14 protein-coding genes and 1 pseudogene are annotated in these 16,660 nt (G+C 35.4%); 5 read left to right on the top strand and 10 right to left on the bottom strand.

Going from position 1 to position 16,660, the window contains the following annotated elements:
- Nucleotides 1-407 precede the first annotated feature (407 nt).
- The 3 genes from BM211_RS02130 to ald form a co-directional block, all read right to left on the bottom strand.
- Nucleotides 408-1,823 carry an amino acid permease gene (locus BM211_RS02130; RefSeq protein ID WP_035437063.1) on the bottom strand — a complete coding sequence of 472 codons (1,416 nt, stop codon included), beginning with the start codon at nt 1,821-1,823 and terminating at the stop codon, nt 408-410.
- Between the two features lie 106 nt (nt 1,824-1,929).
- Nucleotides 1,930-2,928, bottom strand: a complete 999-nt coding sequence (gene tdcB / locus BM211_RS02125) for a bifunctional threonine ammonia-lyase/L-serine ammonia-lyase TdcB (protein WP_035436666.1) — start codon at nt 2,926-2,928, stop codon at nt 1,930-1,932.
- Nucleotides 2,929-2,982: 54 nt separating this feature from the next.
- On the bottom strand, nt 2,983-4,092 hold the full coding sequence (gene ald, locus BM211_RS02120) for an alanine dehydrogenase (RefSeq protein ID WP_035436663.1): 1,110 nt from the start codon (nt 4,090-4,092) through the stop codon (nt 2,983-2,985).
- Between the two features lie 521 nt (nt 4,093-4,613).
- On the opposite strand from ald, the gene BM211_RS02115 reads away from it, so the two are divergent.
- On the top strand, nt 4,614-5,957 hold the full coding sequence (locus BM211_RS02115) for an APC family permease (protein WP_035436661.1): 1,344 nt from the start codon (nt 4,614-4,616) through the stop codon (nt 5,955-5,957).
- Between the two features lie 133 nt (nt 5,958-6,090).
- On the opposite strand, the gene BM211_RS02110 is transcribed toward BM211_RS02115, so the two are convergent.
- The 4 genes from BM211_RS02110 to BM211_RS02090 all read right to left on the bottom strand — a co-directional run bounded on the left by BM211_RS02110 (nt 6,091) and on the right by BM211_RS02090 (nt 11,305).
- Nucleotides 6,091-7,356, bottom strand: a complete 1,266-nt coding sequence (locus BM211_RS02110; RefSeq protein ID WP_371261849.1) for an MFS transporter — start codon at nt 7,354-7,356, stop codon at nt 6,091-6,093.
- A 303-nt stretch (nt 7,357-7,659) separates the two neighbouring features.
- A complete protein-coding gene (locus BM211_RS02105) occupies nt 7,660-8,304 on the bottom strand; it encodes a TetR/AcrR family transcriptional regulator (protein WP_035436656.1) in 645 nt (214 codons plus the stop codon).
- 358 nt (nt 8,305-8,662) lie between these two features.
- The gene (locus BM211_RS02095; protein WP_090994771.1) at nt 8,663-10,381 is read right to left on the bottom strand and encodes an alpha-keto acid decarboxylase family protein; all 1,719 of its coding nucleotides are present in this window, start codon (nt 10,379-10,381) and stop codon (nt 8,663-8,665) included.
- A gap of 549 nt (nt 10,382-10,930) precedes the next feature.
- Nucleotides 10,931-11,305, bottom strand: coding sequence for a hypothetical protein (locus tag BM211_RS02090; protein WP_035436651.1), 375 nt, complete (start codon nt 11,303-11,305; stop codon nt 10,931-10,933).
- Between the two features lie 441 nt (nt 11,306-11,746).
- Here BM211_RS02090 and BM211_RS02085 point away from each other — a divergent pair, with 441 nt between their 5' ends.
- Nucleotides 11,747-12,265 (top strand): hypothetical protein, encoded by a 519-nt coding sequence (locus BM211_RS02085; protein WP_035436647.1) that lies wholly within the window; start codon nt 11,747-11,749, stop codon nt 12,263-12,265.
- Nucleotides 12,266-12,278: 13 nt separating this feature from the next.
- Nucleotides 12,279-12,761: a hypothetical protein gene (locus BM211_RS02080; protein WP_035436645.1), complete on the top strand. Its 483-nt coding sequence runs from the start codon at nt 12,279-12,281 to the stop codon at nt 12,759-12,761.
- Between the two features lie 82 nt (nt 12,762-12,843).
- On the opposite strand, the pseudogene BM211_RS02075 reads toward BM211_RS02080, so the two are convergent.
- Both BM211_RS02075 and BM211_RS02070 read right to left on the bottom strand, forming a co-directional pair.
- A pseudogene (locus BM211_RS02075) lies at nt 12,844-14,184 on the bottom strand (IS3 family transposase).
- A gap of 72 nt (nt 14,185-14,256) precedes the next feature.
- Nucleotides 14,257-14,817, bottom strand: a complete 561-nt coding sequence (locus BM211_RS02070) for an SH3 domain-containing protein (RefSeq protein ID WP_371261848.1) — start codon at nt 14,815-14,817, stop codon at nt 14,257-14,259.
- Here BM211_RS02070 and BM211_RS02065 point away from each other — a divergent pair.
- A complete protein-coding gene (locus tag BM211_RS02065) occupies nt 14,788-15,090 on the top strand; it encodes a hypothetical protein (protein ID WP_197059953.1) in 303 nt (100 codons plus the stop codon). The genes BM211_RS02070 and BM211_RS02065 overlap by 30 nt on opposite strands.
- Entirely contained in the window at nt 15,087-15,740 is a 654-nt protein-coding gene (locus BM211_RS02060; RefSeq protein WP_035434805.1) for an SMI1/KNR4 family protein, read from the top strand. Before BM211_RS02065 ends, BM211_RS02060 begins: the two co-directional genes overlap by 4 nt.
- A gap of 317 nt (nt 15,741-16,057) precedes the next feature.
- Here BM211_RS02060 and BM211_RS02055 read toward each other — a convergent pair whose 3' ends face one another.
- Nucleotides 16,058-16,333 (bottom strand): hypothetical protein, encoded by a 276-nt coding sequence (locus tag BM211_RS02055; RefSeq protein ID WP_035434804.1) that lies wholly within the window; start codon nt 16,331-16,333, stop codon nt 16,058-16,060.
- Nucleotides 16,334-16,660 lie beyond the last annotated feature (327 nt).

Raw genomic sequence — 16,660 nt, 5'->3', positions numbered from 1 at the left:
AATAATCAAAGAAAGACAGGTTATTCTTATCTATATAAAATACAAGTTAAAAAATCGACATAGAAATCCTGTTCTTTTTTTGGTGGGCAAGAGCGTCTGGCCATGCATAGTTGCGGTCAGAGCCTTTTTCTACCACGGGAAATGGTTAAAATAAAGGGAGAAAGCGAGTACATGACTCTTTTTTCTCCCTAACAGCAACTTATATGCTAAAAAATGAAATTGGATTTACAAATTGATATATACTGCCAACCTCATTAAACTTTTTTAAGAAGTTTCAAACAATAGTTTAATTATTATGACATATTTTCATATAGCAAATCTTAAACAACCTTTTTTAAAAAATAGTGAAATATTCAAACTATTTACTTCGCATAACATTACCCAAATTACACCAACAACCCTTTTCTTCAACCCATTTCTTCAAATCCATTTTCTGAATTATTTTCTTCACTTATATGACTATGTTTCTTTGAATATACGAAGTAAACAAACGCTCCAATCACTAACCAAATTCCAAAATACAGCCACGTTGTTAATGGCAAGTTAACCATTAAGAATACACAACATACAATAGAAATAATCGGAACAACTGGTACAAGTGGCACCATAAATCCACGCTGCAAGCCTGGATGTGTTTTACGAAGAATAATTACACATACCCCAACCATCGCAAACGTTAAGAGCGCTCCAATATTCGCTAGATTCGATAATTCTTTCAAATCAATAAATCCAGCGATGAAAGCACTACCTATTCCCGTTAACCAAGTTGAAAACGATGGCGCTTCTGTTTTTTTATTGATTTTCGCGAAAGCTTTTGGTAGTAAACCATCACGACTCATCGCAAAGAATACGCGTGTTGTTGCATAAATGTAAGCAAAAATTACCGCCATAATTCCAATTACAGCTCCGAATGAAATTACACCAGCCACTTTATCTTGTCCTACAACTTCTAATACATAGGCCATTGCTTCTGGTACATTTAATTCTTTATAAGATACCATTCCAGTCATTACAAGGCATACCGCGACATAAATAATTGTACAAATTACTAATGATACAATAATACCGATTGGTAAATCGCGCTGCGGATTTTTTACTTCTTCAGCTGAAGTTGCTAACGCATCAAACCCTAAGAAAGCAAAGAATACAGCAGCTCCTCCTGCAAAAACGCCGCTTAAACCATATGGTGCAAATGGAATCCAGTTTGTTGGTTTTACATAAAACACACCAACAGCAATAAATAATACGACAATACAAATTTTAATTAACACCATTGCGTTATTTATACGTTTACTTTCTTTCGTCCCACGTGATAATAACCATGTTAGTGCAAGTGTAATCAATACTGCTGGCAAATTCACAATACCGCCCTGTGAAGGGATTGTTAACAACGCCTTCGGTATCTCTAATCCAAATCCACTAATTAAGTTGTGAAAATACCCTGTCCATCCACCAGCTACTGCTGCTGTTGTTACGACGTATACGGATAGTAATGTCCATCCCATTAAGTGTGCTACAAACTCTCCAATTGTTGCATACGAATATGTGTATACACTACCCGATACCGGAAGTGTAGAAGCAACTTCAGCATAGCATAAAGCTGCAAATCCACAAACAATTGCTGCAATCATAAATGAAAAAATCACTGCAGGACCAGCATCTCTTGCCGCAACTAATCCAGTAAGCACAAGAACACCTGTGCCGATTATCGCACCAATACCTAACATCGTTAGATCAAACGCTCCTAATGTTTTCGTTAAAGTTTTACTATTACTTTCTTTTAACAACTGGGTAACAGATTTCTTTTTAAATAAATTAATTATGATACTTACCCCCATTTATTAAGAAGAGCTAAGAGAATTTCTCTTAGCTCTTCTTGTGTTATATAAACCAATTTCTCGGTTTCATTTTTTATTTAATAATTTTTGATTACTTTACTTCATTCGCAAAGAAATGCTCACATACGCTAGAAATACGAGTTAAATCAACGTTTCCGCCAGAAATAATTGCTACTACTTTTTTCCCTTTAATATAGGAATCAACTTTGCCTGCAAGAAGAGCAGCTGTCGCTAATGCTCCTGCGCCTTCTACAACAGCTTTTCCGCGTTGTAATAAATCTTTCATAGCTACTTCTAACTCATCTTCAGACACAGTTACAATATCATCAACTAATTCTTCTACGATTTCAAAAGTTAATGTTCCTGGAATTTTTACTGCGCAACCATCAGCGATAGTTGGTGCTTCATAATGTTCTACAATTTCACCTTTATCATACGAAGCTTTCATTCCATGAACATTATCAGCTTGAACACCAATAATATTGATAGAAGGGTTAAAAGATTTAAGTGCAACTGCGATTCCAGCGATAATTCCGCCGCCGCCAATCGGTACAATTACAGTATCAACGTCCCACATATCATCAAGAATGTCGAGACCAATTGTTCCCTGACCTGCCATAACTTTTACATCATCATATGGATGTAAATATGTTTCGCCAGTTTCTTTTATAATTTCTTCACATTTTGCTTTTGCATCATCAAACGTATCACCGTATAAAATGACTTCTGAACCGTATCCTCTTGTTGCTTCAACTTTCGCCTTTGGAGCAGAAGTTGGCATTACAATTTTACTTTTAATTCCAAGTAAATGTGAAGATAACGCTACACCTTGTGCATGGTTACCAGCAGAACAAGCAATAACCCCACGAGCTTTTTCTTCCTCTGTTAAAGTAGAAATTTTATTGAATGCTCCGCGGAATTTAAATGATCCTGTTAACTGCATATTTTCTAATTTCAAATAAATTTCTCCGCCTGTTTTACTTGTTAAATAAAAGGATTTAACAAGCGGTGTTTTACGTGCGTTTCTATCAAGAACTTGTTTAGCATTTTTTATATCAACAATATTTAGCGGCAAAGTTTTCGTAATCATATTAACACTTCTTTCAATTGTTTATAATTTAATCCTAACGTTGTTCCTAAACTCTTATAAGACTTCGTTCAATTGTTTATAATCCAATTCTAACGTTGTTCCTAAATTTTCATAAGTAATGGTTCCTTTATAAATATTAACACCATGTACTAATGCTGGTTTGTTTTGAATAGTTTTTTCTAAACCATCGTTAGCAATTGCTAATAAATAATCGATATTTCCATTCGCTAACGCCATAGTCGATGTACGTGGAGTCGCTCCTGGCATATTTGGTACAGCATAATGAATTACATCGTGTTTAATAAATACAGGATCATTATGTGTTGTATAGTGATCAATTGTTTCAATCGTTCCGCCTTGGTCAATTGAAATATCAACTACAACACTGCCCGGTTTCATGGACTGAATCATGTACTCTTTCACAATTTTTGGTGGTCTAGCACCTGGAATTAAAATAGTTGAAATAAATAAATCTGCAGTTTTAATTGTTTTCTCTAAGTTTTCAGTAGTAGATTCAATAACTTCAACTGGCGCATTTGCATATTTTTCTTGTAAATAAGCAATTTGCGTTTTATTTAATTCTAAAATAGTTACGTTACAACCAATTCCAACGGCCATATCACAAGCATTAATTGCAGCATTACCTCCGCCTAAAATTACAACATTACCAGCAGGAATACCCTCTATGCCTGATAATAAAATACCTTCTCCTTGATGTTGCTTTTCTAAATAATAAGCTCCCATAAATACTGCGCGACGACCAGCAATTGCACTCATCGGTTTTAATAATGTTAGAACTCCATTGTCACTAATTGTTTCTCCAGCAATTGCGGTTGTTCCCGCTTTTCTCATTGCTTCTACACACTCTTTAGAAGCTGCTAGATGTAAAAATCCCCAAACAATTAAATCTTTCTTAAAATATTTATATTCTTCCGCTAAAGGTTCTTTTACTTTTACTAACATATCAACATCCCAGGCTTGCTCTTGATTAACTAAAGTAGCGCCTGCATTTGTATATTCTTCATTAGAATAACCTGATCCTAGACCAGCGTCTTTTTCTACTAACACTTCATGTCCTGCTTCAATTAATTTTCGAGCATTTTCTGGTGTCATCCCAACACGGGCTTCACCTTTTTTAATTTCTTTCACTACGCCAATCTTCATGCTGACACATCCTTTTTAAGTGTAATATACACAAATACAATTTTTTTATACGATTCAAATAAATTTGCGGACTATATGAAACATTCTTATATTTCCTCATTTTTTGAATCGCTGTTCACACATACAAGATAGCACTTAAGAAAATAATGAGTCAACATTTTGTGAAATAGTTCACAAAATGTTTTTTTTTATTTTAAAATAAATTTTTTCTTACACAGAAGGATTGAAACCACTTTTTAACTATGATAGACTTTGTCACAAATAACATCTCTTATGAATTCCAATGAAATGCAATTTTATTTTTTTACTTACATTTGTGATTATTTTCACATTGAATAATATGGAAATACCATAAAAGGATTGTACTTATTTCCATATTATTGTGAATTATATCACAAACGAATTTGGATTTTATCAATAAAAAAGTACTATTAAAAAAATGAGAGGACATACTATTAATACAAATGTAAAAGTGAATTCATCAGAGATTGTATGTATTTTTTCAAACAGGAGTGATTATTATGTCACAAGCACAACTTAAAAAAGATATTGGCTTCTTTGCAGCATTAACAACCGTTATTGGTACCGTTATTGGTGCGGGTGTATTTTTCAAACCTACTGCACTATACGGTGCAACTGGATCAGCAAGTTTAGGATTACTCGCATGGGTAATTGGAGGAATCTTAACAATTTGCTCCGGTTTAACTGCAGCTGAGCTTTCAGCAGCTATTCCTGAAACAGGGGGAATGATGGCATATTTAAAACGTACTTATGGAAACTTAACTGCTTTCCTACTAGGATGGGCACAAACTGTCATTTACTTCCCTGCTAACATTGCAGCACTTGCAATTATTTTCGGAACACAAGCAGTTAGTTTATTTGGATTAAATGCGAATGAACATAAATTGATGATTATTGGAATTGCTATTATTACTGCAGCATTCGTAACATTTATGAACTTCTTAGGCGCGAAAGCAGCCGGTGGAATTCAAATGGCATCGACAATTTGCAAATTAGTTCCTTTAGTATTACTTATTATTTTTGGATTATTGCATAAAGGCGACGTAACTCTTCAACTGTTTCCAGTTGAAGCAGGTCCAGGTAAATCCTTTATCTCTGCACTTGGTACTGGCTTACTTGCAACAATGTTTGCTTATGATGGGTGGATTCATGTAGGAAATATCGCTGGAGAAATGAAAAACCCTAAAAGAGATTTACCTAAAGCAATTGTAATTGGTTTGTTTATTGTAATGGTTGTTTACTTACTTATTAATGTCGCTTTCCTTATGGTAATGTCTGCATCAGCACTTGCAGGAACTGATACACCTGCATCTCAAGTAGCAACAATTTTATTTGGAGCAATGGGTGGAAAATTAGTTACAATCGGTATTTTAATTTCTGTATTCGGAACAATTAATGGATATATCATGACAGGAATGCGTATCCCTTATGCAATGGCATTAGAAAACAAACTGCCTTTCAGTAAATGGTTTGCAACATTATCTAACAATAGTCGAGTTCCTTATAATTCTGGACTATTTATCTTATTTGTTTCTATGATTATGATGGTTATCGGTGGATTCAATACATTAACAGATATGTTAGTGTTTGTTATTTGGATATTCTATACAATGACCTTTGTAGCAGTATTCATTTTACGTAAAAGAGAACCAGATCTTGTGCGTCCTTACAAAGTACCGCTATACCCTATTATCCCGATAATTTCCATTGTAGGTGGATCATTTATTGTTATTAATACTCTATTCACACAAACGCTATTAGCGTTATGCGGTATAGGATTAACTGCTTTAGGACTTCCAATTTACTATGCAATGCGAAACAAGCATGTAGAACCTAATAAATAATCATTTAGTTAGACGTGTATAAAATCCTTATGCGAAATAGATAATGGATTTTATACACGTTTATTTTTTAAGCCCCTATTGATATCCGTTAACTAAAAAATGCACTTCAAATACCACGTTGTACATCTTTTGTTCATTGAGGAGATGTTATTTCTCCCTCATTTCTTAATGCCCTTTTCACGATAACTGCCATTACAATCATCACTATACTTACAATCAGTGTAGGAAGATATACCTTTATACTAAAAGCTTCAAATATGACACCATATATAACTTGACCTACAGGTGCCATGCATTGTGCAACTGCCATAATAATCGCCATGACTTTCCCTAAATTTTCATTTGGTGTTTTCTTCTGCACAGCGGTAATGACAAAAATAGAAATAATAGTCATCACTACTGCAATAAGGATTGCACACAAGATAAAGAGTAGAAATGATGGATAGTATCCGAAACTAAGCGCAAAAGGTGTAATCGATAAAGCCATTGGTATAATCAATAACGCCATTATGAGAAACCAAAGATAAAGTTTTTTCATTTGTATCTTTTTTGCAAAAAAACCGATGGACAATGCCCCTAAAATTGTAGCAAAATCTATGAGGCCCATTCCAATGCCATACATCGTGTCACTACTTTGCATAACTATCCGTATAATGATGGGGCCTCCAACAACAAACAACGGCGTGAGAATTAAATTGAGGAAAGCTGCAAGTATTATACATTTCAAAATAAAAGGCTGCTTAACCACATAGATAAACCCAACCTTTAAATCGTTTACAATTATCGATATGATATGTCCATCCTGCGTTCTTTTCGCGAACGGGATGTGAATAAAGATCGCTAAAACTGCGGCTAAGAAAAAAGCAATACAACTCATTACAACCAATGTTTTTAACCCTACAATGCCATACAATACCCCGCCTAAAACAGGAGCTGCTACACTTGATAGTGCTTGAACACCGTTTACAATACCGTTTGCCTGCTCCAGTTTATTTTCCACTACTAACAAAGGAACACTTGCCATGACAACTGGCGAGTACATGGCGCTAATCATCGCAAGTAATATCATAACAACACCAATTCGTATCACAGAAGTATTACCAGCTGCTAACAACAAAAGAAAACAAAATACAATTGCACTGCTTGCAAAATCAAAAATTATCATGAGGTTGCGGCGGTTGAATCTATCAGCAATAGCCCCGCCAAGAGGTGATAACAAAAGGGGTACATTTGATACGGCATACAAAGTCGCATATATATCTGCCCTGCCTGTTATGTCCAATACATAGAGAGATAAAGCAAAACGCAGGAGTGAAGAACCTAATATTGATACAATCTGTCCAATTACCATTAACTTAAAAGCTTTAGAAAAAGGCTCTATATTGCTATTATTTTGCATTATATATCCACCTTTCATCAAAACCTTAGACCGACTACCGGTCTATAAATTTGTATAAAACACTCATAAAATTTTAATTTTCCGACATGCAAATCATTGCTATGTGAATACAACGTGCCCTGCATTTGCTTTCTCCCTTAGTTTTAAATATAGTAGGAAAAGGTCCTGGCCGCTTCCGCTTTTCTTAAGAAGTTAGGTGGGAGATAAACTGCTGGCATGCGCCCGATTGGTGAGGGCTGATAATCAGTGGGGGATGAAGAAAACCCCCACTGATTAAAGTTTCACTTTATGTCGTTAATCTTATTAGTCATTTTCAGAATGTCCTATCAAAATATCTAAAATGTAATCAAAACTCCCTTTTTTAGCACCAAGAGTAGTCTCCGTTATGCTGATAAACGCCTTTGCTCTTTGCATCACTTCATGCGGCTGCCACTGAAACAATCCTTCATCGAATATTACTTGTGCAGAAGCAAGCAAAAATTCTAATGTTTCTTGTGGATATTCTGTTACAAAAACATGTTCATTGATTCCTTGCTCAATCACCTCCGTCAAAACAGGTGTTAAATGTAAAATAGACTGAACTAAACTTCTCTGATGCATTTCAGCATTACTTGGCTGATGAAATTGTTCAATCATTTTTTCTTTGTTCCCCCCAGCTTTTGGTGCTTGCGCCATTAAAATATGAAATAATTTATCAAGTACAGGGATATTAGGATCTGAAGCAATCTTTTTTGCGGCCGCTACATCTGCAATTACAATCCGCATAATAACCGCATCCATTACTTCCTCTTTTGATTTGAAATAATGATAAAACGTTCCTTTTGCGATACCGATTTCCTGCAGAATATCATTTATTGTCGTTTTCATATATCCTTTAGAAGTAAATAATTTTTCTGCGGTATCTAAAATTTCATTTCTGCGCTCTTCATGTTCTTTTACGATTCTCATCCATTAACCCCTTCTCCTTAGACCGACTACCGGTCTAATATAACTATATGTATAATATATAAAAGAATGTATTTTTTTACAAATACAAACAAAAAAGAAGCAAATTTATTATGCTCCTTTTCCAACAATTACTACAAAACTACTCCCGTCGCAAATCCATCATATCCTTTGCTTCCCACAGTCTGTATTGCCGTAGAAGATAGTTGTGATTCAGATGAAGAGCATCATTCCCTGGATGTTAGAATCACTGCTAGAAGCGTTTACTACCTCTCCCTTGCAAACTCCCCTATAATTACTGTACCCTTTCAAGATAATTTGAGCGCCCACTTTAAAGAAGAGATTCATGTTTCATTCGGGGCTATTCCTGGCTTCGCTGCATTTCCTGCTTCTCCATATAACTGCGCATCCGTCGCATATATTTAGGTGCGTCCACCGAATTCCCTGCGATCATTTCAATGATACAGAGTCTTTCCGTACTTTCCGTTTCAGCTTGAATTATAGCTTGATCAAGCTCTCCATAGGTCCGGACCGTAACGGTAAACGCGTTACCTCCAAAAGCTTCGGCCAATCTGGTGTAAGACCATTGAGGGATTTGATTGTACTTTTGCCCCTCGGTTTTGACATTCAAATATTTCTCGATCGTATAACCATCGTTGTTCAAGACAAAAATTATAGGCTTACAGCCGTAATAAAGCATGGAACTAATTTCTTGGGCTGTTAGCTGCAGAGCGCCGTCACCTGTAAACAGTAACACTCGGCGTTCCGGCGCGGCTATAATAGCACCGAACGCTGCAGGGGTTGCGTAACCGATGGACTGCCATCCTCCTTGCCCAATATATGTTACATTGCACGGTAGTCGCACTTCCGCCATTCCGTTATAGAATGTCCCGGTCTCAGCAATCACAATATCGCCCTCTTTCAGCATGCGCTGAAAACGGGGATAATAGTCGGCCGCCATGAGAGGCTCGTCGGCATTAGTTGTGAATTGATCGTAAGGGAATGTCCATTTCCCCGCCAAACCTTTGCCCGTGTAACCTACCTTCTGCATCGCAAGCAGCAAGTCGGATGCAAGAACATTTGGATATTCCGCCTCAGCGATTTTGACCATGTCCGGTTGAATATTGACAGTCAGAAGCGAGTTCAACTTTGCAGTAAAATTCGCGGTGTTGGTGTCCGCCCATACCATGCCGATTGCAATGATACAATCTGCATTTTCCACCGTACTTTGAACTTCAGAATCTCCGAAAGAGCCTAGGTACATTCCGATATAATTGGGATGGGTTTCGTCAAAGGCCCCCTTCCCATACATCATCGTTACAACAGGCACGTTCATGGCGTCGGCCAGCTGCCGAGCTGCCGTCTGAAGGCTGAAACGCATTGTTTTCACATCTACCAGAATAACCGGTCGGTGGGCACGCCCGAGCAGCCGATGGACATGATCCATCGCAGCCTGAAGGGTTTTCAAGTTGGACGTTGGACGTGGCGGTACCGGCTCTTTTCGGCTCTTGATTGGCTTGGTCACTAAATCATTTGCCACAACCAGATATACCGGCTTTTTCTTTTCCTTAGCAATGCGAATTGCAGCTGGAATTTCAATTTTGGCATTTTCCGGCGTAAGCACTGCGGTATAAGCCGTAATCTGCTCATACACCTTACGGAAGACATCAAAATTTCCATCCATTAAGGTGTGGTGCATCAGCTTATGCTCTTGTTGATCCTTCTCAGGAGGTGCACCCACAATGTGAATGATTGGCACATGCTCGCTGTTGGCTCCCGCTATCGCATTGCAGGCGCTGAGCTCCCCGACCCCGAAGGTTGTAATAAGTGCAGAAATTCCTTTGATTCTTGCGTAACCATCCGCGGCATAACCCGCGTTTAGTTCGTTCCGTCCTTCTATAAACCGGATGCCGTTATAACATTCCAAAGTATCAAGAAGTGTAAAATTATAGTCCCCTGCGACGCCGAAAATTTCGGTAATACCCTCCAGTTTCAGGCAATCGAACAAATACTGGCCAACCGTTTTTTGAGCCTTCCCACTTTGCGAACCAAAGCCGCCTGCATTCATCATGTTGTCCATCGCTCACTCCTTATCCATTTCTTGGGTTGTTCTGTTTTATAGTACTCTTTTTGATAATTCCCTTTCATTAAACAGGTTATCCGTTGTACTGAGCTAAATTGAGGCGCTAAACGTAGTTTTAGAAATGTACTTATCGCCAGTACAAAAGTGTTATGAAAAAGTAACCGAAACCAAAAAATAATTAAAAAAGAAGCGATTTATTCCTATCGCTTTTTTTCCTAACTCGATATTTTGTCAAAATAATAACAAAAAACTTATTATTGCCTTTTGATTTTTCTCTAGTCTAATTAATTTTCCCTCAACACAAAACCATCACATCACCCGTTTGATTAATGGCCTTTATATCTTTTCATTTCATTTCAAAATGTACTCACAAGTATTGTCTTATCATTTTCACATTGTTTTTCTACTCATATATTTTCATTATTTTTTATTTAAATCGTGGTCAAAAATGTGGTCAATGTGGTCTAGTTGAAACATGAAAAAATAAATCTACTTAATCTTGATAAATCATTAAACAGAATGAGGAAAATAACAAAATAGCCCTTCTCACATGAGAGGGCTTTCTACTTTATTCATTGAGTCTCGTGAAAAAGTATCTTCTAAGTATCTAAATATAACAGCCTCTTCTTTTGTCATTTCCCTTACATAAATAGATTCCTCACGTGTCAATGGTTCTAATAATACCAATCCCGACATATTTCTATACTCTCTTTTAAAATTCATTTTATCTTCCTCGCTCAGAAGTTTACTAAGAAATAATTCAACAGGAACAGGTGTTAAAAAATTATTATTTTCATCAATAAGATTAATATCTATGTTGTCATCAATTTCCCGAATATGAAATAAGAAATTTTTGTCTAGATGGGATACTTGTACTAAATACGATGTTACCTTTTGTTCATCGATTACTGTCCACTCCACTAAGATTATCCCCTTAATTGTTATCTCGTGTAAAATTTTAACAATTAAATATTGAGGATGTGTAAAATTATGATTAAATTTATTTATAAAATGTGGGCGGTTCCCCATGCCCATTAACTTATAAGGTTTTAATACCCTCAAATATAAAAAAACATTATTCTTTTTGTAAAAATATACAGAAAGGATGACGTTTTTTTATGGAGTGTGTGAAAAAGAATCGTTCCATTTTCATGAAGTAGGCTTTTTGCTTCATTTCGTAATGTTGATATTGTATCCAGTCTTTTCTGTATATTATAATAACATCATATCAGTTGGTATTATTAGGAATATATATGGTGATAAGGGATGTATTTGACTAAAAAGAAGGAGAGAAGTACTGGATAGAAGCAATAAACAGTATAGATAGAAAAACAAGATAAATATTAAAAGGGGTATTCTAGAATGAAACGTAAACTATTAGCAGTAACATTACCAATTTTATTAGTAGCAGGGGTAGGTTGTTCTAAAGACTCTTCTGAAACTAAAACTGACAGCCTAAAGTCAGCAGAAACAGGTAGTCAAGAGGTATCAAAGTCGAAAGCAACAGAAACGAATGTTGAAAAAGAGTACAAGTCAAACTTAAACTCTTTATTATCAGATATCACAAAACAAGCACAAGAGTTAACTACTATACTCACTAGTGATAAACCGTTCGAAGAGAAAGAAAAGGAATACATGAAGAAATCAGACATCATGTCAGATACAGCAGATAAAGTAATTGCTCTAGAGCCTGGTGAGAAATATACAAACGTACATATTGATATAAAAGGAGCAATGCTTCAATTAAAAACTGGTACTCTTCTAATAAGAAGTGGTATGAATATGAAAAACGATGAGTTCGTGCATAAAGGTGGAGAAGAAACAGAAAAAGCGTCTAAAATGTTGATAGAAGCAGATAAAAAGTTCAAAGAAATCAAATAAGGGGTAGTTAAAAATGAAAGCAAAGAGACTAGTTACGTTGGCAATCCCAACTATGTTACTATTAGGTGGTTGTGCAACAGATAAAGCAGAAACGAAAGCAAAGGATAGCAAGGTAGTAGAAGAGAAAAAGGATTACAAAATGGAAATGGCTTATCTCATGAAAGACTTATCAGAGCAATCAATGGCTATTCAAGGGATATTAACAAGTGAGACATCAATTGACGAAAAAGCAGTAGAGTTTAAAGAGAAGTCTGCACCACTTGTAAAGACAGCTAACAAGCTACAAAAGTTAGAACCTGGTGAAAAGTATAAAGACGTACATGCTACATTAAATGAATCCATGAAGCTAGTAAAAGATTCCGTAGTAAAAACACAAGAAGGTTTAGATAAGAAAGACCGTAACCTTATAACTGAAGGGTTACAGTTGATGTCTAATGGTTCTAAGCTGATAACAGAAGCACACAATAAGTTAAAAGAAATGGGTGAAGCAAATTAAGTAGTATGCTAAAGTTTAATCCATAGTAAAAAAGCCGACTCAATTAATGTAGTGACCCCAAAAAGTTAGACAGGTTATTTCATTAGGCAGCTTCCTGGGCATGAGCTCGGTATTGTACCGGGCTCATGCCCTTTAGTTTTGCCTTAATTCTTTTATGATTATAGTATTCAATATACTTTGCTAATTCTTGCTTAAAGTGTTCAACACTTTCAAATTCTTTTAGATAAAGTAATTCTGACTTCATGATGCCAAAGAAGTTTTCAATCACTGCGTTATCGTAACAGTTCCCTTTACGGGACATGCTCTGTGTAATGCCACGTTTATTGAGGGAATGCCGATATTTTTTCATTTGATAGTGCCAACCTTGATCAGAATGGATAAGGAGTGTGTCCTCATCTGTTAAGCGTTCAAAAGCTTGATCTAACATCCTTGAAACTAGTGAATAAGTTGGTCTTGAGCCAATTGTATACGTGATAATTTCGCCATTAAATAAATCTAACATCGGTGATAAATATAACTTCTCTCCAAACAATTTAAACTCCGTAATATCTGTAACCCATTTTTCATTTGGTTTTTCAGCTTGGAAGTTGCGATTTAAAATATTCGGTGCAATCTTTCCAACAGTTCCTTTATAGGAACGATATTTTTTCATACGGACTAGACATTTTAATCCTAATTCTTTCATGATACGTTGCACTTTTTTATGATTTACTTTGTGTCCGCAACTTGTAAGTTCATCACGAATACGACGATAGCCATAACGTCCCTCATGTTCGTCATAAATAGCTTGAATCAATATCAGGACGATCGAAATTTTTCACCCAATAATAATATGTGCTACGCGGAATATCTGCGAATTGAAGTAGTGCTTTCACCGAAAATTCATGCCTTAATTCATAGATTACTTGGGCCTTGTCTTGTTTTGTGATTTTTCTTTGTTTTAAACTAAGGCATTCAACTTTTTTAAATACGCATTTTCCATACGTAAACGCTCATTCTCCGCTTGTAGTGCTTCAATTGAACCTTCAACTACTTTTTGATTTTTAGTTGTGCTCAGTTTTTTATTTTGCATGGATGGACGCCCCTTTTTCTTTGATTGTAGGGCACCCAATCCTTCTGAGTCATAAGCCACTTTCCACTTCCGAAGTGTTTCGTAAGACGGAATATTGAAAATCGCCGCTGTTTCCCTGATAGATGTCCCTTGTTCGTTCATATACTGAAGTACATCTAGTTTATACTGAAGAGAGTAGAATGCATAGCGTTTTTCAAAAGCTTTTTCACCTAAAGATTCATATCGTTTAATCCACTGATAGAGTACACTGGCATCAACACCTATAGATTTAGCAATTGTCTTTCCGCCTTCAGTACCCTCTAAATATCGTCTCACTGCTTGTATTTTTTCTTTTGAAGAGAATTTAGCCATAAAAAAATGCACCTCCAATTGTTAGACCGTGTCTAACAATTGGGGTGCACTACATAAGAGCCGGCTTTTATTTTATCTAATCCAATGTACATATGACTCATCGAAATACATCCAACCTTCAACGCCTTCACCTGTTACATAAATCCAGTTCTCATAACGATAATGTACGTCATAGGCAGAGCGCTTTGTAATTTTATTGATAACAACGTCACCAGTACTTGCACCTTTTCTAAGGTTAACATCAGTTGCATTAACCCACACGACACCTTTACTTTTTCCGTCCTTATTGATTTGACAAACATCATCTCTCATCCAATTATCAAGATTTACTTTATACCAAAAATGAGCACCATCATAAAGCCATTCATAGTAAGTATGCCCTTGTCCTTTTGTTGCTTGACGCATAATAGGTGCATTTACATTAGGTTCTTTACGAATATTAGCTACATCAGCAGTCGTTGTAAGGTATCCTAAAACATTTTCTTGTGGTAGTAAGGATTGAGAACTACCAATAAACTCAGATAAAGGCTTGTCCCCATTTAAGTAATTTAAGTCTACCTTTCCGATACCATCAAGCCATCCACCTGTTTCTCCGTCTGCATATTGCCAAATGTCACAAGCGACCCTATACAAAATGAGTGGGCTAAAAATGGGGACTTCGATTATAACGAAAAGAAAGCTCAAGCAATACTTTTACCATCAAGTTCTGGTTTGCCACATGCGAAAATTTCTGCTATGCAACGAAAACGAAGAAGAATTGAGGGGTATGATACTGATATACGCTATGAATTTAATGTAAGCTATAGGGAAATGATTGAGGCAGGGGTTGATCAAAAAGTTGCAAGAAAGGTATTAGTTGATGCTTATAAATTTTTTGATAGTTTAGGAGGTTTTATAAAAGAATGATAGACTTATCTAAAATTCCTGATTTAATAAAAAATAACCCAGCAAGTGATATTGAAATTCAAGAATTAGAAGATCTGATGAAAATGGAATTTCCTAATGCATATAAGGATTTATTGAGATACACGAATGGTTTTTCAATTGGTGGAGGTTTAACTATTTATGGTACTGAGGATATTCTAGAAAGAAATGAGACTTGGGAAGTAACTGAATATGCAAGTGGATATGTTTCTATCGGTGATGATGGTAGTGGTAATGTTTTTTTAATGTTGCAAAGTGCAGATGTAAAAGAAGTATTGGTTGTTGATTCTGGTGATATGGATCCCAATCATGCTACTGTAATTACCTTAGATTTTAGTGATTGGGTAAATGCAGGATGTTTAAATGAAAAAATACAGAAGATAGCAGTGGAATTTCCTGATACGTGTAATATAGTGTTAGTAGAAACTCCTAATGGAGGATTAAAAGATTTAGTAAAAATAAAAAGTGTATTAGCACTTGACATTTCAACAGGGGATTTATTAAAGGGTTCAAAAAATCTTCCTTTTATATTAGTGAAGAAATTTCCATATGGTAAGGCAAAAAAATTAATTGAAAAATTAGGACCTGCTGGTGTAGCCCTAAGTGCAGTACCTACTGATATAAATAATTAGTATTAAATATAGACACACTGGTGGTATTGTAAGTAATGAAGGTGAAGTGGATCCTCCTACACCACAAGCGTAACATTTGAATAGAGTTAAAGAACAAGCCGCCCACCTAAAAATGAGCGACTTTCTTTATTAAATCATTAACAATCTAAACTAATATTTTTTTATTATTTTTGTTTTTTCTTTTTCATAAGAAGATATAAAACGAAGAATACAATTATAATTGAGGCAAAACTTATAATTGTATAAATTCCTGTGCCAATATTCATTATTTCCCCCCGCAATTATACCGTACACCTTTGGAAACTATTTATTTTGTATTAAATAATTGCTAAAATAGAAATACATACACCTAAAACAAGTAATATAATTCCATTCTTTAGGTTGTATTTTAATAACTGCTTACCCCATAAAACACTTATCTGATTGATTCCTAAAATAAACAAAATTACTCCTATTCCAAATAAAAATTTTACTTGAAATAAAGCGTCTAACATTGGACCAAATGCTAATATTGCAAGCACAGATAAATTAAATAAAATAAAACTAAATACAATTTTAGAAAGAATTATCACAAATTTATTAGAAGTTTCCACCGTTACCCTCCTTTCATTTTATTGCTTATTGCCAATAAAACTTATCTACACCCCAAGCCCAGTTATAATGAACTACAAAACCATCCCAGTTTGTTGAACTAACAATTCTGTTAGCAACATAAGTACATACTGCAACTACACCTGAACCAACTATTATAGTTGTCCACTATCCATTAGCATGTATGATAAATCCCCACCAAAAGAATTCAACATCAGTATAGCCATATGATTCCTGTTTTGGAATTATACTTTGTAATCCTTGTTTTTTAACTTCTTTATTAATATCATAATGTCCTGTAAATATTTTACTATTTTCTGTATTTAATT

The sequence above is a fragment of the Bacillus sp. 491mf genome (assembly GCF_900112415.1).
GTDB lineage: Bacteria > Bacillota > Bacilli > Bacillales > Bacillaceae_G > Bacillus_A.
The sequence above is the reverse complement of the archived record's forward strand: the minus strand, read 5'-3'. Positions and strand labels throughout refer to the sequence as shown.